Source organism: Streptomyces deccanensis (genome assembly GCF_022385335.1).
GTDB lineage: Bacteria > Actinomycetota > Actinomycetes > Streptomycetales > Streptomycetaceae > Streptomyces > Streptomyces deccanensis.
In genome coordinates this window covers 4,053,461-4,076,642 of sequence record NZ_CP092431.1, presented here as the reverse complement: position 1 = coordinate 4,076,642, position 23,182 = coordinate 4,053,461, and the positions used below count along the sequence as shown (strand labels likewise).

The 23,182-nt window shown below is 72.7% G+C and carries 14 protein-coding genes; 7 read left to right on the top strand and 7 right to left on the bottom strand.

Annotated elements, in window-relative coordinates; all coding sequences use genetic code 11:
* Position 1 precedes the first annotated feature (1 nt).
* From L3078_RS18175 to L3078_RS18150, 6 genes are all read right to left on the bottom strand, one after another.
* Positions 2-2,230, bottom strand: coding sequence for a bifunctional glycosyltransferase/CDP-glycerol:glycerophosphate glycerophosphotransferase (locus L3078_RS18175; protein WP_239754869.1), 2,229 nt, complete (start codon positions 2,228-2,230; stop codon positions 2-4).
* 231 nt (positions 2,231-2,461) lie between these two features.
* Positions 2,462-4,705, bottom strand: coding sequence for a bifunctional glycosyltransferase/CDP-glycerol:glycerophosphate glycerophosphotransferase (locus L3078_RS18170; RefSeq protein ID WP_420864075.1), 2,244 nt, complete (start codon positions 4,703-4,705; stop codon positions 2,462-2,464).
* Positions 4,706-5,080: 375 nt separating this feature from the next.
* Positions 5,081-5,977 (bottom strand): carbohydrate ABC transporter permease, encoded by an 897-nt coding sequence (locus L3078_RS18165; protein ID WP_239754867.1) that lies wholly within the window; start codon positions 5,975-5,977, stop codon positions 5,081-5,083.
* Positions 5,974-7,344, bottom strand: coding sequence for a carbohydrate ABC transporter permease (locus L3078_RS18160; protein WP_239754866.1), 1,371 nt, complete (start codon positions 7,342-7,344; stop codon positions 5,974-5,976). Before L3078_RS18160 ends, L3078_RS18165 begins: the two co-directional genes overlap by 4 nt.
* 9 nt (positions 7,345-7,353) lie before the next feature.
* A complete protein-coding gene (locus L3078_RS18155; RefSeq protein WP_239754865.1) occupies positions 7,354-8,805 on the bottom strand; it encodes an ABC transporter substrate-binding protein in 1,452 nt (483 codons plus the stop codon).
* A 265-nt stretch (positions 8,806-9,070) separates the two neighbouring features.
* Positions 9,071-13,234 (bottom strand): FHA domain-containing protein, encoded by a 4,164-nt coding sequence (locus L3078_RS18150; protein WP_239754864.1) that lies wholly within the window; start codon positions 13,232-13,234, stop codon positions 9,071-9,073.
* Between the two features lie 506 nt (positions 13,235-13,740).
* On the opposite strand from L3078_RS18150, the gene L3078_RS18145 reads away from it, so the two are divergent.
* The 4 genes from L3078_RS18145 to L3078_RS18130 all read left to right on the top strand — a co-directional run bounded on the left by L3078_RS18145 (position 13,741) and on the right by L3078_RS18130 (position 19,660).
* The gene (locus L3078_RS18145) at positions 13,741-15,474 is read left to right on the top strand and encodes a serine/threonine-protein kinase (RefSeq protein WP_239754863.1); all 1,734 of its coding nucleotides are present in this window, start codon (positions 13,741-13,743) and stop codon (positions 15,472-15,474) included.
* Positions 15,475-15,854: 380 nt separating this feature from the next.
* Positions 15,855-17,096: a serine/threonine-protein kinase gene (locus tag L3078_RS18140; protein ID WP_239754862.1), complete on the top strand. Its 1,242-nt coding sequence runs from the start codon at positions 15,855-15,857 to the stop codon at positions 17,094-17,096.
* A 237-nt stretch (positions 17,097-17,333) separates the two neighbouring features.
* Complete coding sequence (gene prfB / locus L3078_RS18135) at positions 17,334-18,437, top strand: peptide chain release factor 2 (protein WP_239754861.1); 1,104 nt, start codon at positions 17,334-17,336, stop codon at positions 18,435-18,437.
* Positions 18,438-18,745: 308 nt separating this feature from the next.
* Positions 18,746-19,660 (top strand): hypothetical protein, encoded by a 915-nt coding sequence (locus L3078_RS18130; RefSeq protein WP_239754860.1) that lies wholly within the window; start codon positions 18,746-18,748, stop codon positions 19,658-19,660.
* 123 nt (positions 19,661-19,783) lie between these two features.
* Here the strand turns inward: L3078_RS18130 and L3078_RS18125 are convergent, their stop codons facing one another.
* Complete coding sequence (locus L3078_RS18125) at positions 19,784-19,975, bottom strand: hypothetical protein (RefSeq protein ID WP_005486830.1); 192 nt, start codon at positions 19,973-19,975, stop codon at positions 19,784-19,786.
* A gap of 242 nt (positions 19,976-20,217) precedes the next feature.
* On the opposite strand from L3078_RS18125, the gene ftsE reads away from it, so the two are divergent.
* The 3 genes from ftsE to L3078_RS18110 all read left to right on the top strand — a co-directional run bounded on the left by ftsE (position 20,218) and on the right by L3078_RS18110 (position 23,127).
* Positions 20,218-20,907, top strand: a complete 690-nt coding sequence (gene ftsE / locus L3078_RS18120) for a cell division ATP-binding protein FtsE (protein ID WP_009320785.1) — start codon at positions 20,218-20,220, stop codon at positions 20,905-20,907.
* Positions 20,908-20,941: 34 nt separating this feature from the next.
* Positions 20,942-21,859 carry a permease-like cell division protein FtsX gene (gene ftsX / locus L3078_RS18115; RefSeq protein WP_239754858.1) on the top strand — a complete coding sequence of 306 codons (918 nt, stop codon included), beginning with the start codon at positions 20,942-20,944 and terminating at the stop codon, positions 21,857-21,859.
* Positions 21,860-21,927: 68 nt separating this feature from the next.
* Entirely contained in the window at positions 21,928-23,127 is a 1,200-nt protein-coding gene (locus tag L3078_RS18110) for a S41 family peptidase (RefSeq protein ID WP_239754856.1), read from the top strand.
* The last annotated feature ends 55 nt before the right edge of the window (positions 23,128-23,182 follow it).

Here is a 23,182-nt window from a genome sequence, read left to right as displayed (position 1 = left end):
CTCAGCTCCTCACGAGGGTCGCGGCGGTCGGGGTCGGGGCCGCCGTCGGGGTCAGGGTCGGGGGCGGGGTCGGCGCCGGGGCGCGCTCGGCGAGCGGCACCACCGGCGGCAGCGCCTCCGGGCGCTCGCGGAGGAACACCCGCCGTACCACCCGCTCCGCCGCCCGGCCGTCGTCGAACTGGCAGAACCGCTCCCGGAAGACGGCCCGCAGCGCGTCGGACTCCCCATCCGCGTACGAGCCGTCCCGGAACAGGTCCGCCAACTCCCGCTCGGTGCGCGCCACATGACCGGGCGGGGCGGCCGGCAGATCGAAGCAGACGCCCCGGGTCTCGCGGAACACCTCCCAGTCGTCCGCGAGGATCACGACGGGCCGGTCGAGGTGGGCGTAGTCGAACATCAGGGACGCGTAGTCGGTGATCAGCGCGTCGGCGGCGAGGCAGACCTCCTCGACGCGGGGGTGCGCGGTGACGTCGATGATCCGCCCGCCGCTGCGGCGAGGGGGGCCGGCGGCGGAGCGGCGGGGCGCCCGCAGCAGCACCACGAACTCCTCGCCCACCGCCTCGCAGAACGCCTCCAGGTCGAGCCGGGCCTCGTGGCCGGGGGCGTGGGCGCGGTGAGTGGGAGCGTGGTCGCGGTCCGTGGGGGCGTAGAGGAGGGCCTTCCTGCCCTCGGGAACGCCCAGCGCACGCCGGGCGCGCGCCAGGTCCTCGGCCGTGGCCGTGCAGAGGACGTCGTTGCGCGGGCAGCCGTACTCCAGCGGTTCGTACCGCCCGGGGAAGGCCCGCTGCCAGGTCTCGGTGGTGTGCCGGTTGGGGGAGAGGACGAAGTCCCAGCGGTCCGCCTGCCGGAGAAGCTTCTTCGCACCGGCGGGACCGTCCGCCCCGGCGGCGACCACCGGATACGCGGACCGGTCCAGGCCCGTCGCCTTCAGCGGGGTGCCGGGCGGGATCCGGAGGTGGACGCTTCCAGGACGCTTGACGTACGTGTCGGTGAGGTCGGTGCTGTCCCCCGCGTCGACGAGGTACTTGGCGCGGGCCAGCAGCCGCCAGGCGCGCGGAGTGCCGACGACGGCGTGCTCGGCGCCCTGCGGGACCCGGTCCACCGCGTCGGCCGGGACGAGGAACACCGAGCGGACCCGGGGGGCGAGTTCGCGGACCTTCGCGTGGAGGGCGACGAGGTCGCCGCCGACGCCACGGCCCCGGTGCGCGCGGTACACGGCGAGGTCCCGGTCCAGCGGCAGACGGCGCTGGGCGGCGTACAGGGCGCGGGACAGGGGCGTGCGGGGACGGGGGAGCGCGGCCAGAGCTCCGACGGCGACCCGGTGCGCGGCGTGCAGGGCCCGGAACCCGGCGTACGAGCCGCTCGCGAGCAGCCGGTGCTGGAGCCCGAGGCGGCCGGCGGGCGGGGTGAAACCGGCCGGGCGGTGAAGGTCGTAGAGGTGGGTGGCGCGCTGGAAGAACGCCCGGCGGTGGTGGGCGGGCAGCCGCTCCAGGTGCGCGAGACCGCGCAGGACGATCGCGAAGAGCCGCCCGAACAATGCCTCCGACAGCCCCTGCCCGGCCGCGGCCCGGGCGAGCACCAGCTCCACCTGGTCGAGGAGTTCCAGGTGGTGGTCGCCGGGCGCGTACAGGCGGCTGCCCTGCCGGCGCAGCAGATGGCGTACGCAGACCGTGTCCCGCAGCTCGGCCGTGCGGTCGGCGGCGAGGGCGACCAGGCCGTTCCAGCCGAGGTCGGTGAAATGGCCGATGGGGAAGGTGAGTTGGCGCGCGCCGAGGAAGTCCCGGCGGTAGGCCGCGCTCCACGCCGGGGCGTCCGGGCCGGCCGGGCGCACGACGGTGGTGGCGCCCTCCCACCAGTGCGTCCGTTCGTGCGCGAAGTACAGGACGTCGGGGTCGCCGGTCTCGTCCAGCCGGTCCGCGATCGCCCGCAGCGCGCCGGGCGCGAGCGTGTCGTCGCCGTCCAGGAACAGCACGTACGACCCGTGCGCGGCCGCGAGTCCCGCGTTGCGGGCGGCGCTCAGGCCGCCCGCCGGCGGCGACTCGACCGGGGCGACACGGGTGTCCCTGACGGCGTACGCGGCGCTGATCGCCCCGGCCGGCGAGTCCGCTGCCGCCTCGTGCACCGGAATCAGCTCGAAATCACCGAACGGCTGACCGAGAACAGACTCCAGGGCGAGGGGCAGCCGCCCCTCCACGCCGTAGGTGGGGACGATGATGCTGAAGCGGGGCATTCTTTCCTTTCGGGGATGCGTTGTGGGGGCGTCGGGGGGTGCGTCGTCGGGTGCGGGCGCGTGGGGGCTGGTCGCGCAGTTCCCCGCGCCCCTAACCGGCATGGGGCGCGCCCGGCGCTTTTAAGGGGCGCGGGGAACTGCGCGAGAAGCCCCACCGGGCGGACGTCTGGGGGTCGAAGGGGCGCAGCCCCTGGGACGGGACGGGTAGGGGCGGCGGGGGCGAGGAAACGCCTACGTCCCCAACAGGTCGTCCGCCCCCGCCCGCACACTCGCCGCGGACGGAACCGGATGCCGCTCACCCAGCGGCACGACATCACCAGGCACGACGGCCTCACCCAGCACCACCCGCCGCACCACCCGCTCCGCCGCCCGCCCGTCGTCGTACGGACAGAACCGCTCCCGGAACGCCGCCCGCAGCTGCGCCGACCGCGACCCCCGCCAGTGCCCCGTCGCGAAGATGTCGATCAGCTCGTCCTCGCTGCGCGCCACCGCCCCCGGCGCGCACGCCCGCAGATCGAAGTACGTCCCGCGCGCCGCCTCGTACGCCTCCCAGTCCTCCGCGTGGATCACGATGGGCCGGTCGAGGTTGGCGTAGTCGAACATCAGGGACGAGTAGTCCGTGATCAGCGCGTCCGAGGCGAGGCAGAGGTTCTCCACGCTCGGATACCCGGTGACGTCCAGCAGCCGTCCGTGCGCCAGGTCGGTCAGCGGGGAGCCGTACGCGTGATGCGCGCGGGCCAGGACGACGAAGCGCGGCCCGAGTTTGCGTAGCACCCGCTCCAGGTCCAGATGGGCGCGCTGCGCGTGCCGGTAGTCGCGGTGCGTCGGGGCGTACAGGACGGCGACCGCCCCCTCGGGCACCCCGAGGTGCTCGCGCACCCGGGCCACGTCCGTCGAATTCGCCCTCAGGAACACGTCGTTGCGCGGCGAGCCGTATTCGAGGGTGGTGAACGGCGAGGGGTAGACGCGCTCCCAGACGAGCGTGGAGTGGCGGTTGCCGGACAGGACGTAGTCCCACTGGTCGCTGCCGCGCAGGACTTCCTCGAAGTCCGTGCCGCGCGCCGCAGCCGGCCAGTCCCGCAGATCGGTCCCCATGTGCTTGAGCGGGGTGCCGTGCTGGGTCTGCAGCAGCACCTGGCCGCGCCGCTTGACCAGCCGCCGGTCGAAGTCGGTGTTGTTCACCAGGTACTTGGAGCGGGCGAGCGCCGTCCAGTACGCCATCGAGCCGGGCAGCACCCGCCGGGTCGCCACCGGGAGCGTGTGGTGGTGCTCCGGGCGCGCGACCCACGAGGTGCGCATCGAGGGGACGTACGTCCGGAACGCGTTCTCCAGCGCGGCCGGGCTGCACTCGTAGCCCCGGCCCCCGTACGCGGCGAACACCGCCCGGTCCGCGCGCAGCGGGAGCAGACGCTGGACGCGGTAGTGCAGGCGCAGGCCGACGGAGCGGAGCAACCCGGCCAGGCCCCGCACCAGGCGACCGGCGCCCCGGCCCAGCCGCGCTCCGGCCCACAGGGCGCGGTAGAGGCGCGGGCTGCCCAGCCGCAGGAGCGCGTGCCGCAGCCGGGCGCGGGCGCGGAGCGGCGCACCGGGGGTGCGATAGCGGGCGCAGTGCGCGCGGACCGTGCGCAGGAACTCGGCGCGCGCCTCGCGCGGCAGCCGGTGGCGCCGGGAGAACACGGAGGTGAGGTGATCGAGCATGCGCCGGAACAGCACCGGACGCCACTGCGCCAGCTCCGGCCGCTCGTCGAGGTAGGCGAACACCCGGTCGTACTGCTCGAACACGTCGAAGTGACCGTGCGTAGTCGCGCCGAGGAGGCTGCCGTGGCGGCGCCGACGGTGGTGCACGCAGACCCGGTCGAGGGTGGCGACGGACTCGGCCGTCATCAGGACGGGATACGACCAGGCAGTGTCCTCGTAGATGCCGGGCGGGAACCGGAAGTCGTGGTCCTCGACGAATTCCCGTCTGTACGCCTTGTTCCAGGCCGCGGGGCGGACGGTGAGCAGCCCGGGGCGGTCGTCGAGCCGGAACGGGGCCGGGCCCTGCTCGGTGAGCCGACGGTCGCGCGGGTCGTGGACCTGCTCGCCCGACCAGGAGACACGCGCGAAGTCGTGGACGAGGACGTCCGGTTCGCCGGTCTCCTTGACGCGGTCGGCGATCGCCTGGAGCGCGCCCGGCGTGAACGTGTCGTCGCCGTCGAGGAAGAGGAGGTAGTCGCCCCTGGCGTGCTCCATCCCCGTGTTGCGGGCGGCACCGGGCCCCGCGTTCTCCCGCAGGCGCACGGTGCGCCGCACCCGCGGGTCACGGGCGGCGAACTCGTCGGCGATCGCCCCGCAGTTGTCGGGCGAGGCGTCGTCGACGACGATCAGTTCGAGGTCGGTGAAGGACTGGGACAGCACAGAATCCAGGCATTCGTGCAGGTACGCCTGAACCTTGTACGCGGGAACGATGACACTGAACCTGGGCAAGGAGGACATCCATGGGTCGGCGCGGGCATACTGCCCGGAAACGGCCGATGGGATGATTTGGTTACGGTGCGTGTTCCATACGGGGGATTCGGCGGGGAGTTGGGGGCGTGCGGGTGCGAATTCGGGTGCGGGGCGCGCCGGTTGGCTCTGCCGGGTGGGTGCGTTGGCGGGTGCGGGTCCGGTGGGGCTTCTCGCACAGTTCCCCGCGCTCCTGAAAAGCAGGGGCCGCGCCCCGTGCTTTTCCGGGGGCGCAGCCGGTCGCCTTTCATGGCCGCGGGTGCCTGGTTTTTTAGGGGCGTGGGGAACGGCGCGACAAGCCCCCACGCACCCGCACCCGCACCCGCGAACGAACCCGCGGCCCCTACCCATGAGGCGCCCTTGCCGTTACTTCACCGCTCCCGCCATCACCCCCGACACGAACTGCCGCTGGAACGCGAAGAACACGGCCAGCGGGATCACCATCGAGATGAACGCGCCCGGCGCCAGCACCTCGATGTTGCTGCCGAACTGCCGTACCTGCTGCTGGAGTGCGACCGTCAGCGGCTGCGAGTCGGAGCTGGAGAAGACCAGCGCGACCAGCATGTCGTTCCACACCCACAGGAACTGGAAGATCCCGAGGGACGCGAGCGCCGGTGCGGCCAGCGGCAGGACGACCGTCGCGAACAGCCGTACCTCACCCGCCCCGTCGAGCCGTGCCGCCTCCAGCAGCTCGCGCGGGATCTCCGCGAAGAAGTTCCGCAACAGGAAGATCGCGAACGGCAGTCCGAAGCCGACGTGGAAGAGCACCACACCGATGATGTCGCCGAAGATCCCGAGGTCCCGGAAGAGCCCGGACAACGGGATCAGCGCCACCTGCACCGGCACCACCAACAGCCCCACCACGCCCATGAACCACCAGTCACGGCCCTTGAAGTCCAGCCAGGCGAAGGCGTATCCGGCCATCGCGCCGATCAGGACGACCAGCAGCGTCGCCGGGACCGTGATCCAGACCGTGTTGAACAGGGCGTCCGTGACGCCGTCGTTCTCCAGCAGCGACTCGTAGCTCTTGGTGGTGAGTTGGGCGGGGGCCGAGAACACCTTCCACCAGCCCGAGGTGGAGATGTCGGTCGGGTCGCGGAACGACGAGACCAACAGCCCGAAGGTGGGCACCAGCCAGAACAGCGCCACGAGGAGCAGGAACATCCGCAGTGCGCCCCCGGCCGCGCCGCTCGCGAGCCGGGAGGCGACGGAGCGTTTCTCGACCGGCCCGGTGGCCACGGGGCGTTCCTCGACAGTCGTCACCGCTGGCGCTCCTTCCTGAGCCGCCGGATGTTGACCCACATCACCGGCAGCACGAGCAGCAGCAGGACCACACCGATCGCGCTGCCGAGACCGAAGTCGCCCCCACCGCCGTACGACACCAAGTAGAGCTGCAGAGCAAGGACGTTGGCCTCGTCCTGGGTGGGCTGGGGCGCGATGATGTAGACGAGGTCGAACACCTTCATCACATTGATCATCAGCGTGACGAGGACGACGACCAGGACCGGCGCGAGCAGCGGCACGGTGACCTTCCGGAAGACCTGCCACTCGTTCGCCCCGTCCACCCGGGCCGCCTCGAGCAGATTGCGGTCCACCCCGGCCAGCCCGGCCGCGATCAGCACCATCGCGAAGCCGGCCCACATCCAGACGTACGACCCGATGACGGCCGGCGTGACCAGGGTCGGGCCGAGCCAGTCGATGCCGTTGTAGGGGGCCGCGAAGTTCGAGCCGGGCAACCGCAGTTGGGCCCCGTCGGCCGCCTCGGGCAGGGTGAACGTGCCGTCGCCGCCACTGGTGGCGGTGGCGACGACCTCGCCGTCCTTCACCGCCTCGACCTTGACGCCCTCCAGCCCCTTCTCGCCCGGGTCGACGGCCCCCTTCTCACCACCGCCGCCGAGCCGGAAGTCCAGCCACACGGTCCCGGTGACACCGCCGCCGTCGGCGGGCCCGGCGGCCTTCGCGTCCCGCGCGTCGCCGGGCAGGCTGTTGGGGGCGATCCCGACGAGAGGGAGGAGCGCCGGGGTGCCCGACCGCACGGTCCCGTCCGTGGTGAACGACCCGCCGCCGGACGCCTTGAGGTCGCTCACCTGGGCATTGGGCCGGGCCTTCGGATACACCGACTCGTCCACGAACACGTCGTGCACGGACGTCACGACCGCGTTGGCGACACCCTGGTCCGGATCCTGCTCGTACACCAGCCGGAAGATGATGCCCGCGGCCAGCATCGAGATCGCCATCGGCATGAAGACGATCAGCTTGAACGCCGTTCCCCAGCGCACCCGTTCGGTCAGCACCGCGAAGATCAGCCCGAGCGCGGTGACGAGGGCCGGGGCCACCGCGACCCAGATCGCGGTGTTGCGTACGGCGACGAGGGTCGCGTCGTCGGAGAAGATCTCCGCGTAGTTGTCGAGGCCGACGAAGCCCGAGCCGTCCGCGTCGAACAGGCTCCGCCAGACCGAGTACCCGATCGGGTAGACCACGAGCGCGCCGAGCAGCACCAGCGCGGGCAGCAGGAACAGCACCGCCACCCACAGCCGGGTACCCGTCACGCTCTTGCGCGGTGCGGCGGGGGACACCGGCGGTTCACCGGCGCCCCCCGCCGTCTTCGTCGTTGTCCCGGCGGACGACATGAGTCGCCGTCAGCCGTTCCCGTAGGCCTTGGCCGCGTCGGTCTCCAACTGCTTCTGCGCACCGGCCACGTCGTCGGGGTTCTTCAGGAAGTCCTGGAGGTCCTTCCACTCACCGACGCCCTGGGTGCCGCCGAACGCCGCCGGGGCCTGGTCGGACATGTCGAAGCGGAAGTCGTCACCCGCCGCGAGCAGCGCCTTGGCGATCTCCCGGGTCACGTCGTCCTTGTAACTGCCCTCATCCATCTCCTTGTTGGGGGAGAGGAAGCCGCCCTGCGCCGCCCAGATCTCCGCCGCGTCGGTCGAGGCGAGGAAGGTGAGCAGCGCCTGCGCTCCCTTGCCGTCCTTCAGCGCCACGGCCGCGTCGCCGCCGGTGACCACGGGGGAGTCGTCGCCGACCGCCGGGAACGGGAACACCTTGGCGTCCGTGCCGATCTTGGCGTCTGTGTCGCCGTTGATGGTGACGGCCACGAAGTCGCCCTCGAAGACCATGCCGGCCGGGGCGTCCCCGGTGAAGGTCTGCGTGATCGACTTCGGATACTCCGTCTGGAGCGCGCCGGACGCCCCGCCCGCGATCAGCTCGTCCTTGCCCCACAGCTCCGCGAGCTTGGTGAGGGCGTCCTTCACCGAGGGGTCGGTCCACTTGATCTCATGCTTGGCCAGCTGGTCGTACTTCTCCGGGCCCGCCAGCGACAGATAGACGTTCTCGAACCAGTCGGTGAGCGTCCAGCCGTCGGCGCCGCCGATGGACACGGCGGGCGAGCCGGCGTCGGACAGCGTCTGCGCGGTCTGCAGGAACTCGTCCCAGGTCTTGGGCTCCTCGGTGATCCCGGCCGCCTCGAACGCGGCGGTGTTGTACCAGACGAGGGACTTGTTGGCGGCCTTCGCGTACACGCCGTACTGCTTGCCCTCGTAGGCGCCGAGGTCCTTCCAGCCGTCCGAGAAGTTCTTGTCCAACTGGGCCTGGGCCTCGCTGCCGAGCGGTTTCACCCAGCCCTTCTCGGCGAACTGGTGCAACACGCCGACCTGCGGCAGGAACGCCACGTCCGGCGGTTTGCCGCCCTCGATCTTCGTACCGAGGAACGTGGACGTGTTGTTGCCGGTCGGCACGAACGTCACCGAGGCGCCGGTGCGTTTCTCGAACTCGTCCAGCACCTTCTGGAAGTTGTCCAGCTCCGGGCCGGTGAAGACCGCCGCGACCTCCAGCTTCTGGCCGTCCAGCTTGGGGAGTTCCACGGTGGCCTCGGTGCCGCCGTCGTTGCCGTTGTCCCCGCCGTCGCCCTTGTCGTCGTCACCGCCGCACGCGGTGAGCGAGAGGGCGAGGACGCCTGCGGCAAGCGCCGCGAAGGCCCTGGACGTGGGGGGATGGGCGGGTTTGCCAAGGCGGTTGGGCCTGCGTGTGCGGCCGATGCGGCTGATACGGCCGGTGCGTGCACTGCGAGCTGTGCGGTGGATGTTGCGCATCTCTGACCCCGTTCTCCGTGCGTCGTCGAACGTAGAGCGCTGTCCCGTGCGCTCTGGTCTACGCCGGGTGCCCGGGGGCGGCAAGAGCGCCTGCCGCGTCAACGTCTTGATCGTGATGCCGTCGTGACCATGGCGCCGCCGGGTGCGCGCTCTGCGGGGTCGGGTACGCCGGTGCGCCGCGGGGCGTCCCGACGTGGGGCGGGTGACCGTCCGTCGTGGTTGCTCGCGCAGTTCCCCGCGCCCCTGACGGGCCTGCGGCCCGTGGTCAGAGCAGGGACGGTACGGGCGGTGCCGAGACCTCTCGGGCCGCTCGGTCCAACGCGCTGGCGAGCAGGGCCAGGTCCGTGGGGCCGTTGCCCAACTCCCGTACCGGGCGGCGGGCCGGCGGGTCGCCCATCCGGGTCCAGTCGAGCGGGACGACGGTCGGCCGGAGGGTGGCCGTGCGCGGGATGCGCCCCGTCACCCGGCCCGCCTGGAACGCGGTCGTACGACCGCCCTCACCCAGCAACTCACCCCGCCCGGGCGCCGGTTCGTCGGGCCCCGGCACCGGCGCGCTCAGCACGACCCGCCCGCCGGCCGCCCGCGCCAGCTCGCTGTCGCCCTTCGGCCCGCCCCCACCGGTCGTTGCCACGAGATGCACCCCGAGCCGCTCGCCCTCCCGGGCCACCGCCTCCAGGGCCCGGACGACCGAACCGGCCGCCGGCCGCCCCGTGGAACCCAAGGGGGGCGACAGCAGCGCGTCGAGGTCGTCGACGATCACGACGAGCCGGGGGAGCTCCGAGGCGAAGCCCTTCCCGGCCCCGCCCCGGCCGTCCTGCTCGCTGCTCCTCCGGCTCGGCCGCAGCCGCAGCGTGGAGCTGGAGGACGAGTCGAGGTCGGCGGCCCCGGCCGAAGCCGCCTGCGCGGACCCCGGCCCCGACGCGCCCGTGCCGGAGGAACCCGCCCCCGGTGCCACGGACTTCGCCGACCCGGACCCCGACGCCGCCGACGCCGCCGAGCGCTGCGGGACGATACGACCCGACACCTCACGCCGCGTGTGCCACTCCACGAACCCGAGCCCGCCCAGCAGTTCGTACCGACGCTTCAGCTCGGAGATCAGGGACTGGGCGAACTCCCGCATCCGAACGGGGTCGTTGGCCGTGAGATGCGTGCCCACATGGGGCAGGTCGGTACAGACCCCGAGCCCTTCCCCGCCCCGGCCACCGCCCGCCCCGGCGGCGCCACCGCCACCGCCGTCCCGCCCGTCGACGAGGACGATGCCCAGCCGGTCGGGCCGCTCGGCGGCGGCGAGCGACGCGGCTACGGCCCGCAACAGCTCCGTACGGCCGCTGCCGACCGGCCCCTCGATCAGCAGATGGGGGCCCTCGGCGACGAGGTCCACGGAGACGGGCCCGCGCGGCCCGGCGCCGAGCACGGCCCAGGCACGCCCCCCGAGCGCCGTCGTGTCGTCCCCCGCGTCCGCCCAGCGCGCCATCAGCGACGCCGGTGTGGCCCGCGCGAGCCCCAACTCGTCCAGCAGCCGCGCCGACTGCGGCAACGGCGCCGACACCCGCGCCTGGCGGTCGGCGACCGCCGCGTCCGTCCGCAACGGCGCGAGCGCCCGCGCGAACCGCTCGGCCCACGCCGCCGACACCGCGTCCAGCGTGGCCACCGTGCCGTGGTTCAGCAGGCCGGGCGCCTCGCGCGCGTCGAGCGAGGGGAGGTCCCGGGTGCCGGGGTGCGTCCGCTCGTCGGCACCCGAGAGCGCGCCGCCCGAGAGGTCGAGGGCGGTGTGCGTACGGCTCACCACGGCGGGGTCCGCGTGGTCGGGGCGGGGGCGCCCCGGCGAGACGTCGGACGCCGTACCACGCGCGTGGTCCACGGGCTCCCGCGACGGAATCCCGCCTTCCACGCCCCGCCCGGCCGCCCCGACACGCGCCGCTCCCGAACGTCCCACGGGCCCGTCATGCGCGCCCCCCGAGCCTCCGGCGCCGTCACGGGGCCCCGGCACCGCGCCGTACCCGGCGGAGGCGACGCGCAGCAACCGCAGCGCCGTGGCGACGTCACCGCTGAGCAGGGCGACGGCCCCGCACGCGCGGAACGCGGGGGAGACCTCGCAGGCCGCCGTGTACGTCTCCGCCACCGGTGAGGCGGGCGACGCGGACTCCGTCTCGGCGAGGCACACGACATGGATCCCGGCGACCGGCCCCTCGTGCGCCAGCCGCACCACGGCCTCGCGCACGTCCGCGCCCCCGGGGTCCCCGTCCACGATCACCACCGTGTACGGCCCGACGAAGTCACCGCCGGCGGGTCCGTCGTCCCGGGCCCACGACGGCCGCCGCGCGCCCCGCCGGCCCGCGCTGCCCTCGGCGGCCCCGGTCCCGCGATCGGCCGAACTCGTCGCCCCCGCCGCCCCGGTCGTCGTCGTACGTCCGCTGCCGGCACCCGGTGTGCTCCCGGGCGCGTGGCCCGCGGTGTCCGCCGCGTGGTCCTCCACGCGGCGCAGCAACTCGTCCAGCCGGGCGGTCGTCTGCTCGCGGTCGTAGGCGAGGAGGAGGCGGCAGTCCTGGCCGTGGGCGGGGCGGAGATGGGGGAGCCAGCCGAGCCAGGACCAGTCGGTGGTGCGCTCCTCGGCGGAACGGGCGCGGTCCGCGCTGATCAGGACCAGTTCCAGGGTGTCGGGGGAGTGCAGCGCGGCGAGCTGGGCCACGACCGCGCGGGTCAGCCCCAGCAGCCGGGGGCGCGGTCCGGCCAGCCCCAGCGCGCCGACCTCCCGCAGCCCGGTCGTCACCGGCACCGCCGGCAACAGGCCCGACCCGTCCGGCGCCACCCGGTCGGTCGTACCGAGCCGCACCGTCAGCGCCTCCGGGTGCCCCGGCCCCCGCTCCCACAGCCGGGCGCCGGGCCCGAGCGCGGTGAGCAACAGCGCGGCGAGGTCCGGCCAGGTCTCCGGCAGCCGCTCCCCGGCCGCCGGGAGCGCCGAGGCCAGCGCCCCGCGCTCGTCCTCGTCGTACTCCGTGTCGTACTCGTACGGGTCGTACTCGGCCTCCGACTGCGCCCGCCCGCCGGTCAGCCGCCGTGCCCAGGCCCCGAACCCGCCCCGTTTGCGCACCCCACGCGGCACGTCCGTCCCCCGCAGGGGCGTGCCTTTGCGGGTGCCGGACTCGGGGGCGTCGCCGCCGTTTCCGAATCCGCCGCTCCCGAGACCGCCGTCACCGGGCCCACCGGGCTCACCGGCGCGCGAGCCCCCCGCGCCCTGCGAGCCCCCTGAGCCGTGCGAGCCGCCGCCGTGGGCGCCGTCGCCGCCGCGCGGGTCACCGGAACCGTGCGGGTGGTCGGCGGCGCGGGAACCCCGGGCACCGCCGAGGGAATCATGGGTGTCGCGGGGACGGCCGTGGGCCTCCGCCCCGAGCGCGCCCCCACCGGGCTCGCCTGTGCCGTCGAGCGCAGGCCCCTTGCCGGTACCGGGCGCGGCCCCCCGACCCGCACCTCCGGTCGCACCGGACCCCGCACTCCCCGTCGTCCGCTCGATGCCGGGTACCCCGCCCTGCCCCGGCACTGTCCGCCGCTCGCCCCGCCCGTGCCCGGAACCATCGCCCCGCGACGCTCCCGTACCCCCACGAGACACCCCGCCGGAACCGGAACCAACGCCGGAATCAGTACCGGACCCGGCACCAGCACCGGAACCGTAAGCGACACCAGAACCGGAACCGGCACTCGACCCCGCACCAGCCCCGGCCCCGCCGTCACCCCCCGCCGCCGCCCCGCCCCCCGCGGCGACCCGGACATGCCCCTCCCCGTCAGGTGTCGTACCGACCCCCCGCGCCCCCGACGACGAAGCCAGCCGGAGCGCGGACTCGCCGATGCGCAGGAGCGCGCCCGGGGCCAGGCGGACCGGGCGGTCGCCGACGCGGGTGCCGTCGAGGGTGGTGCCGTTGGTGGAGCCGAGATCGACCACGGAGACCCGGCCGTCGGCGGAGAGGGTGACCGCGCAGTGGAGGCGGGAGACGTCCGGGTCGTCGAGCGGGACGTCGGCGTCGGCGGAGCGGCCGATGTGGATCTTGCCGCCGTGCAGCAGATGGACCCCGCCGGCGTCGGGGCCGGCCACGACATGCAGTTGTGCGGCGGCCTCGTCGACCTCGGGGCCCGGCTCGGAGGGGGCGCCCAGGGAGAGCACCGCGCCGTCGATGAGGGGCGGCTCGCCCAGGGTGCAGCGCTGGGCGTCGAGGCGCTCGGCGCCGGCGTACAGCACGACCTGCCCGCCGCCGGTCTCCCGACTGCGCTCCAGGCGCTCCGCGCCACCCTCCCCGACGGCGGAGGCGAGCCCCGAGGCCACGGCGGCGAGGGCCGTCCCGGCGGGCGCCGTGACCAGCACGTCGCAGGCCGTGGCACGTCCTCGCGGCTCGGAGGGCGGTCCCAGCGGGTCTACGACGGTCAGCCGGATCTGCATCGCCGTCAGCGGTCCCTTCCGCGCGGGCACCCGCGACGACGAGGACGAGACTGCGCGGTCCCCACCGCAGACTTCCCCCACCGCTTCACGGGCACGTCGGCCAGTACTGGAGGCATCCTCGCACCTGCCACTGACAACTCGCCCGCCGCCCAGCGTCAAGTGATCTTGATTGGTCGGCTCTGCCCCCAAAAATGCCTGACCAGTGCCCGCCAGTTGATCACTTGAGATCGGTCACGTCCGTATCGCGGCCGCATTCGGGATCGCTCCCGTCCGCATCCGGAACCCGGCATACCCCCGCACGGCAACCAACCGCCCATCGGGGAGCGTCTTTCCATCGAACGCACACGGGTACCCGTACGTACTCGAACCACAGCAAGCGGACAGAGTGGGCAGGAAGAGTCGGGAAGTGAACAGCCCGGTCCCGTGGACGGCCGCACTACAGTGGTCGGAACGTCCGCGGGAACTCAGGGCGTGACCAGGCAAGCAAGCAACAGGGAGCGCATGACGTGCGGCCGGTAGGCAGTAAGTACCTCCTTGAGGAGCCGATTGGACGCGGCGCCACAGGCACGGTCTGGCGCGCCCGCCAGCGGGAGACCGCCGGGGCCGAGGCGGCCGTCCCCGGCCACCCCGGCGAGACCGTCGCGATCAAGGTCCTCAAGGAGGAGCTCGCGAGCGACGCGGACATCGTGATGCGGTTCCTGCGGGAGCGCTCCGTCCTGCTCCGGCTCACCCACCCGAACATCGTGCGCGTCCGGGACCTCGTCGTCGAGGGCGATCTGCTGGCCCTGGTCATGGACCTGGTCCAGGGCCCCGACCTGCACCGCTACCTCCGGGAGAACGGCCCCCTCTCGCCGGTCGGCGCGGCCCTGATGACCGCCCAGATCGCCGACGCGCTCGCCGCCAGCCACGCCGACGGCGTCGTCCACCGCGACCTGAAGCCCGCGAACGTCCTGCTCAGGCAGGACGGCGGCGAGATGCACCCGATGCTGACGGACTTCGGCATCGCCCGGCTCGCCGACTCCCCCGGCCTGACCCGGACCAGCGAGTTCGTCGGCACGCCCGCGTACGTGGCCCCCGAGTCCGCCGAGGGCCAGCCGCAGACCTCCGCCGTCGACATCTACGGCGCCGGCATCCTCATGTACGAACTGGTCACCGGACGCCCGCCGTTCAACGGCCAGTCCGCGCTCGAAGTGCTGCACCAGCACCTCAGCGCCGAACCGCGCCGCCCCTCCACCGTCCCCGACCCGCTGTGGACGGTCATCGAGCGCTGCCTGCGCAAGAACCCGCGCGAGCGGCCCAGCGCCGTCAACCTCGCCCGCGCGCTCCGCATCGTCGCCGAGGGCGTCGGCGTGCACGCGAACTCCATGCAGATCGCCGCCGCCGAGGGCGTGGGCCACATCCTCGCCCCCGACCCGGCGCCCGCACAGGTGCCGGGCGCCCCCGAGCCGTTCGGTTCGGCCGACCCGACCCAGGTGCTGCCGCACGGCGCGGGTTCCTACGACCCGAACGCGGCGACCAGCGTCCTCCCGCACACCTCGGGACCGGCGGGCGCGGGCGACCCGACGACCGTGCTCCCGCACACCTCCGGCGCCGACCCGACGTCCGTCATGCCGCCGGTCCCCTCGCACGACCCCGGCGGGCAGCCGCCCGAGCAGCCCCACCCCTGGCAGAACCAGCTCCGCGCGGCCCGCGACCGCAACGAGCAGACGCAGGTCCAGTACCTCGACCCCAGCGAGGACCCGCTGCGCCGCCGCCCCCAGCGGCAGGCGGGCCGCCCGCAGCAGCCTCCGCAGCAGCCCCAGCAGCAGCCGCGCCGCCAGCAGCGACCGCCGCAGGGCGGGCCCGGCCCCGGGTACGGGCACCCGCAGCAGCAACAGCAGCCGTACGCGCCCGCGCCCGCCCCCGCGCGGCAGCCGCAGCGTCGGCAGCCGGAGCGGTACGCGCCCGCGCCGCAGCCGCAGCAGCCGGCGCCCCGGCCTCAGCGTGAGCCGCGGCCGCCGCGTGAGCCCCGGCCGCCGCGTCAGCGCAGCGCCAACCCGATGCGGATCCCGGGGCTGGGGTGCCTCAAGGGGTGCCTGTTCATGATCGTGCTGCTCTTCGTCGGTGGCTGGCTGATCTGGGAGTTCACTCCGCTGCAGGGGTGGGTGGGCACGGGGAAGAGCTGGTGGGGCCAGCTCTCGGACTGGGTCGGCGATGTGGGCAAGTGGGTGCGGGACTTGGACAACGGCTCCGGTTCGTAGGGCGCCTGATAGCTCGGGGGTGCGGGTGCGTCGGCGGGTGCGGCTCCGGTGGGGCTTCTCGCGCAGTTCCCCGCGCCCCTAAAAGACCAGGCCCCTGCGGGCCTGGAAAGACCACGGCCCTGCGGGCCTGAAAAGCACGGGGCGCAGCCCCTGCTTTTCAGGGGCGCGGGGAACTGCGCGACCAGCCCCCACGCACCCGCACCCGCTGACGCAACCAAGCCCCCCACCCCCCTTTGCGTACCCCGGACCCGGCGGAGCCCCGCGCGGAGCCCCACGTTGGGGACTTGTCGACATCTGAGGGGTGATTTCCGCCTCGGCGGTGAAGGTTGGGTCCCCGGGCGCGTAGCTTTGTCGCCAACACGCGGCCTGTAGGAGCAGTCTTGGGACGGAAGATCGGAAGCCGGTACACCGCGAACCAGATTCTGGGGCGGGGCAGCGCCGGCACGGTGTGGCTGGGTGAGGGCCCGGAGGGCCCCGTCGCCATCAAGCTGCTGCGCGAGGACCTCTCGTCCGACCAGGAACTCGTCAGCCGCTTCGTCCAGGAGCGCACCGCGCTGCTGGGCCTCGACCACCCGAACGTGGTCTCCGTCCGCGACCTCGTCGTCGACGGCAACGACCTCGCCCTCGTCATGGACCTCGTCCGGGGCACGGACCTGCGTACCCGCCTCGACCGGGAGCGGCGCATGGCCCCCGAGGCGGCGGTCGCCATAGTGGCCGACATCGCCGACGGCCTGGCGGCGGCGCACGCGGCCGGGGTCGTCCACCGGGACGTCAAGCCGGAGAACGTGCTGCTGGACATGCAGGGCCCGCTGGGCCCCGGCGGCGCGCACCCGGCCCTCCTCACCGACTTCGGCGTCGCCAAGCTGATCGACTCCCCGCGCCGCACCCGCGCCACGAAGATCATCGGAACGCCGGACTATCTCGCCCCCGAGATCGTCGAGGGCCTGCCGCCCCGCGCGGCCGTGGACATCTACGCCCTCGCGACCGTGCTGTACGAGCTGCTGGCCGGGTTCACCCCGTTCGGCGGCGGCCACCCCGGCGCGGTGCTGCGCCGCCACGTCACCGAGACCGTCGTCCCGCTGCCCGGCATCCCCGAGGAGCTGTGGCAGCTGCTCGTGCAGTGCCTCGCCAAGGCGCCGGCCTCGCGGCTGCGGGCGTCGGAGCTGGCGGCGCGGCTGCGGGAGCAGTTGCCGCTGCTGGCGGGGATGCCGCCGCTGGACGTCGACGAGCCGGGGACGGAGTCCGGCGACGGGTACGAGGAGGAGCCGGCCGAGGCCACCGCGACGCCGCGTGAGCGGGTGCGGCGCGGGGCGGTGCCGCTGGTGCCGGGGGCCAAGCCGGACTCCAACCGGGACACCCATACGTCGATGCGGGTGCCGGGGCCGGACGAGCTGGCGGGGGGTGCGCGGGGGACGGCGCGGGTGCCTCGCCCGACGGGGGCGCCGCGGCCCGGCTCCGCGCGGAACCGGGGGAGCGCGGTGCGGCGGCGTCGGATCACCCTCGGGGCGGCGGCGGTGGCGTTGATCGCGGCGGTGGGGGTGGGGACGTGGGCGGCGACGTCGGGGGACGACGACGGGGGAGCGCCGACGGACACGAAGAATTCGGCGCCGGGTAGTCCTTGAGGGCGCCTGATAGCTCGGGGGTTCGGGTGCGTCGGCGGGTGCGGCTCCGGTGGGGCTTCTCGCGCAGTTCCCCGCGCCCCTAAAAGACCAGGCCCTGCGGGCCTGAAAAGCAGGGGGCGCAGCCCCGGCTTTTCAGGGGCGCGGGGAACTGCGCGAGAAGCCCCACCCACCCGCGGCCGAAGCACATGCCCCCGCCGCCCCGCATGGCTTCCCCGGCGGAGCCGTTACGCTGGGGGCGTGGCAGTTGTCGATGTATCCGAAGAGCTGAAGTCCCTCTCCTCGACCATGGAGTCGATCGAGGCCGTTTTGGACCTCGACAAGCTGAGGGCAGACATCGCCGTGCTCGAGGAGCAGGCGGCCGCGCCGTCCCTGTGGGACAACCCGGACGAGGCGCAGAAGATCACCAGCAAGCTCTCCCACCTCCAGGCCGAGGTCAGGAAGGCGGAGGCGCTGCGCGGTCGCATCGACGACCTCGGTGTCCTCTTCGAGATGGCCGAGGAGGAGGACGACCCGGACACCCGCGCCGAGGCCGAGTCGGAGCTGGTCTCCGTCCGCAAGGCGCTGGACGAGATGGAGGTCCGTACCCTCCTGTCCGGCGAGTACGACGCCCGTGAGGCCCTGGTCAACATCCGCGCCGAGGCCGGTGGCGTCGACGCCGCCGACTTCGCCGAGAAGCTCCAGCGGATGTATCTGCGCTGGGCGGAGCAGAAGGGCTACAAGACCGAGGTGTACGAGACCTCGTACGCGGAGGAGGCGGGCATCAAGTCCACCACCTTCGCCGTGCAGGTGCCGTACGCCTACGGCACGCTCTCCGTGGAGCAGGGCACCCACCGGCTGGTCCGCATCTCGCCCTTCGACAACCAGGGCCGGCGCCAGACCTCCTTCGCCGGTGTCGAGGTCCTGCCCGTGGTCGAGCAGACCGACCACATCGAGATCGACGAGTCAGAGCTGCGCGTGGACGTCTACCGCTCCTCCGGCCCCGGCGGCCAGGGCGTCAACACCACGGACTCCGCGGTCCGGTTGACCCACCTCCCCACCGGCATCGTCGTCTCCTGCCAGAACGAGCGGTCGCAGATCCAGAACAAGGCCACCGCCATGAACGTTCTCCAGGCGAAGCTGCTGGAGCGGCAGCGCCAGGAGGAGCGGGCCAAGATGGACGCCCTCAAGGACGGCGGCAGTTCGTGGGGCAACCAGATGCGTTCGTACGTCCTGCACCCGTACCAGATGGTCAAGGACCTCCGCACCGACTACGAAGTCGGTAACCCCGAGGCCGTGTTCAATGGCGAGATCGAGGGCTTCCTCGAGGCCGGAATTCGCTGGCGCAAGCAGCAGGAGAAGTAGACCCGCCGAATTCAGCGCTTTGTCGACAAGGCAACTGCCTTCCCTCGGGAGGCAGTTGCCTTGTCTGTGTGGGGATGTCTGGGTCTTACGTCACACTCACATGTTATTGACGAGGTCAAATGCGGTGAACGGGACATCGCGTACGCAACGACCTTGACGTTGCTGGGAAAACTGGGAAGGTTGGCGTATGGCATGCGCATTACTGGGGCGCATGTGAACCGGGGGACTTCGAACCAACCGACTGCTCCCGTTGATCGCGGCCCCGGGCGCTGCTCCATTTACTGATAGCTACTGGGGGTAGCAGCCATATGACGAAGAAGACGCGGATCCGTGTGGCGCGCATAGCCGCGGGTGCCGTGATCGCCGCTGGCGCGTCACTGACCGCCGCGGGCGCCGCTTCCGCGCTGGACCTCGGTGTCGGCGTCAATGTCAGCACCGACGACGGAGGTTCCCTCGGGGCCGGCGTCTCGGTCCAGACCGGCAACGACACCGAGGGCAACACCAACGTGGGTGCGACCACGGGTGAGACCACCGGTGAGACCACGACCGGTGAGACCACCGCCGGCACGACCGGCACGACCGGCGCCGTCAGCACGACGGGCACCATCGGTACGTCCGGCACGACCGGCGGCGACACCGGCACCACGGGCACCACGGGCACCACGGGCACCACCGGCACGACCGGTACCACGGGCACCACCGGTACCACGGGCACCACCGGTACCACGGGCACCACCGGTACCACGGGCACCACCGGTACCACGGGCACCACCGGTACCAGCGGCTCCACCTCGAACGGAACGTCCAACGGCACCTCCGGCGGTTCCACCTCGAACGGAACCTCCAACGGCACCTCGGGCGGCTCCACCTCGAACGGGACCTCCGGCGGCTCCACCGACGGCGGCAGCGACGGTGGCTCGTCCACCTCCGGCGGCAGCGACGGCGGTTCCTCCACCTCCGGCGGCTCCGCCGACGGCGGCTCCACCTCCGGTGGGACCGACACCGACGGTGGCAACGACGAGGTCGTTCAGCAGGAGGGCTCCTCGGCCCTCACCGACACCGGCACGGAGACCGAGGCCCAGGGCGCCGGCACCGGCGAGCTGGCCGAGACGGGTGCCGCGGAGACCACGTTCCTGCTGGTCGGCGCCGCCACGATGATCGTCGGCGGTATCGGCTTCCGTCTGCTGCCGCGCCTGATGGTCGGCCGCGGCGCGGCCGCCTGACCGTAGACGGTCGGCACAGCACCACACGCGTACGACGAAGGCCCGGGGCAGCCAGCCCCGGGCCTTCGTCTTACGTTGTCGTACGTCTTGCCCCGCGCACGCGTCTGTGGCGGCGAGGCGTCCCTATGCCGTCTGGTGCGCCAGCAGCGCCACGGCCGCTATGAGGATCGCCAGGAGGGCGATCAGGGTCATGGGGCTCAGGCTCGCGAAGGGGTTCTCCTGCTGGAGACGCTCGCGGCTGGCCCGGCACACATGGCAACGGCCCTCGGCGACGGGGGACGCGCAGTTCGCGCACACCAACCGGTCGTACGTCATGCGCCTCGCCCTCCTTGCAATGGCCTCACACATACCTCAACGCTTCGCGGAGCCGGACCGTTCCTCTACACCACTGTGCCAGGTTCCGCCGGAGGTTGCGCGGGCGCCTACGAAAGGGGCTGGTAGCCGTGGTCGCGCGGCTGCGGGCCGGTGGGGGCTTGTCGCGCAGTTCCCCGCGCCCCTTACGGGGCCGGGGACGGTACAGTCTCGTCCATCCATTCCCGACGGCTTGTGGTGCATCCGTGATCCGATTCGACAACGTGTCCAAGGTCTACCCCAAGCAGACCCGCCCCGCACTCAGGGATGTCTCCCTGGAGGTGGAGAAGGGCGAGTTCGTGTTCCTCGTGGGCTCCTCCGGCTCCGGAAAGTCCACGTTCCTGCGGCTGATCCTCCGGGAGGAGCGGTGCAGCCAGGGCCAGGTGCACGTCCTGGGCAAGGACCTCGCGCGCCTGTCCAACTGGAAGGTGCCGCAGATGCGCCGCCAGCTGGGGACGGTGTTCCAGGACTTCCGGCTGCTGCCGAACAAGACGGTCGGCGAGAACGTCGCCTTCGCGCAGGAGGTCATCGGCAAGTCCCGCGGCGAGATCCGCAAGTCCGTGCCGCAGGTGCTGGAACTGGTCGGCCTCGGCGGCAAGGAGGAGCGGATGCCGGGCGAGCTGTCGGGTGGTGAGCAGCAGCGCGTGGCCATCGCGCGGGCCTTCGTGAACCGGCCCAAGCTCCTCATCGCGGACGAGCCCACCGGCAACCTCGACCCGCAGACCTCCGTCGGCATCATGAAGCTGCTCGACCGCATCAACCGCACGGGCACCACCGTGGTGATGGCGACCCACGACCAGAACATCGTGGACCAGATGCGCAAGCGCGTCATCGAGCTGGAGAAGGGCCGCCTCGTCCGCGACCAGGCACGCGGCGTCTACGGCTACCAGCACTGACCGCCCCCGTCCACGAAAGGCTCAGCGAGACGCCATGCAGGCCCAGTTCGTCCTGTCGGAGATCGGTGTCGGTCTCCGCCGCAATCTCACGATGACCTTCGCGGTCATCGTCTCCGTCGCCCTCTCCCTCGCCCTGTTCGGTGGCTCGCTGCTGATGAGCGACCAGGTCAGCCAGATGAAGGGCTACTGGTACGACAAGGTCAACGTGTCGATCTTCCTCTGCAACAAGAGCGACGCGGAGTCCGACCCCAACTGCGCCAAGGGCGCCGTCACGACCGAGCAGAAGAACCAGATCAAGTCCGACCTGGACAAGATGGCGGTCGTCGACAACGTCGCCCACGAGTCGCAGGACGAGGCGTACAAGCACTACAAGGAGCAGTTCGGCGACTCCCCGCTGGCCAGCAGCCTCACTCCGGACCAGATGCAGGAGTCGTATCGCATCAAGCTGAAGGACCCGGAGAAGTACCAGGTCATCGCGAGCGCCTTCAACGGCCGTGACGGTGTGCAGTCGGTGCAGGACCAGAAGGGCATCCTGGACAACCTCTTCAAGCTCCTCGGCTACCTGAACCTCGCGGCGCGCGGTGTGATGGCGGTCATGCTGGTCGTGGCGCTGCTGCTGATCGTCAACACCGTGCGTGTCTCCGCGTTCAGCCGTCGTCGTGAGATCGGGATCATGCGGCTGGTGGGCGCCTCGGGCTTCTACATCCAGGCGCCGTTCATCATGGAGGCGGCGGTCGCCGGTGTCATCGGCGGAGTGATCGCCTGTGTCTTCCTGGGCCTGGGCCAGTACTTCGTGATCGACAACGGAGTGGCGCTGTCCCAGAACCTGCCTTTGATCAATTTCGTCGGCTGGGACGCGGTCCTCGTCAAGCTGCCGCTCATCCTCACGGTGAGCTTCCTGATGCCGGCGTTGGCCGCGTTCGTCGCGCTGCGCAAGTACCTGAAGGTGTGACGCACGCCCCTGAGGGCCGTACCGGCAAGGGCCGGTACGGCCCTTCGCGTTGTCCTAGACTCGCCGACATGTCAGGCCGCGACCTGTTCTGCCAGCCCCGCCGCGTCGGCCGCGGGGCCGCCCTGACATTGGTCTTCGCGAGTGTGCTCGCCACGGGTGCCGCGACCGGCTCCTTCGACGCCCCGGGCCGTGGGACCACGGCCGTCGCGAACCCCTCCCGCTCCGTCGCGGCCGACCGGGAGCAGGACGTCGCCGACGCCGCCGCCGAGGCCATGGCCGAGGGCAAGTCCCCCGTGGAGGCCGCCGAGCGCGCCGTCAGCCGCAGCGGCGACCGGTGGGGCGCGGTCTACTCCGAGGGCGAGTACGAGCAGTTCGAGGAGGCCCTCGACGGCGAGTACACCGGCGTCGGCCTCTGGACCCGGCTGGAGCGCGACGGCCGTGTCGAGGTGACCCGGGTGCAGGAGGGCTCGCCCGCCGCCCGCGCCGGGATCCGCGCGGGCGACCGTCTCGTGAGCGTCGACGGCGAGAAGGTCGACGGCCGCCCGGTCACCGAGGTCGTCTCCTTACTCCGCGGCGACGCGATCGACGAGGGCACCGGGAAGTCCGGCACCCCCGAGAGCGCGGCCGCCGGCACCAAGGTGGAACTGGAGCTGGAGCGCGCCGGGCGGACCTGGTCCGCGACACTGCGCCGGGCCCGTCTCTCCACCGAGGACGTGACCGTGAGCCGCACCGCCGGCGGGGCCAGCGTCATCACGGTCGACGCGTTCACCAAGGGCTCCGGCGATCTCGTACGAGCCGCCGTGGAGCAGGGCGCCGACGCCGCCGGCTTCGTCCTCGACCTCCGTGGCAACTCCGGCGGTCTGGTCTCCGAGGCCGTCACCGCCGCCTCCGCCTTCCTCGACGGGGGCCTCGTCGCCACGTACGACGTCAAGGGCAAGGAGCGGGCCCTGCACGCCGAACCCGGCGGCGACACCACCAGACCCCTGGTCGCGCTCGTCGACGGCGGCACGATGAGCGCGGCCGAGCTGCTCACCGGGGCCCTCCAGGACCGGGGACGCGCGGTGGTCGTGGGCTCCCGCACGTTCGGCAAGGGCTCGGTGCAGATGCCGAGCCGCCTCCCCGACGGTTCCGTCGCCGAACTGACCGTCGGCCACTACCGCACCCCCTCCGGCCGGGGCGTCGACGGCCGGGGCATCACCCCCGACCTCGAAGCGGACGAGGACGCCCTGCGGCGGGCCGAGACGGTGCTCAGCGGTCTCGGGCAGTGAGCCACGCTCGTTAATCGGCTTCCCCCGCACCCCCTGTGTGGTGCGAAAATGGACG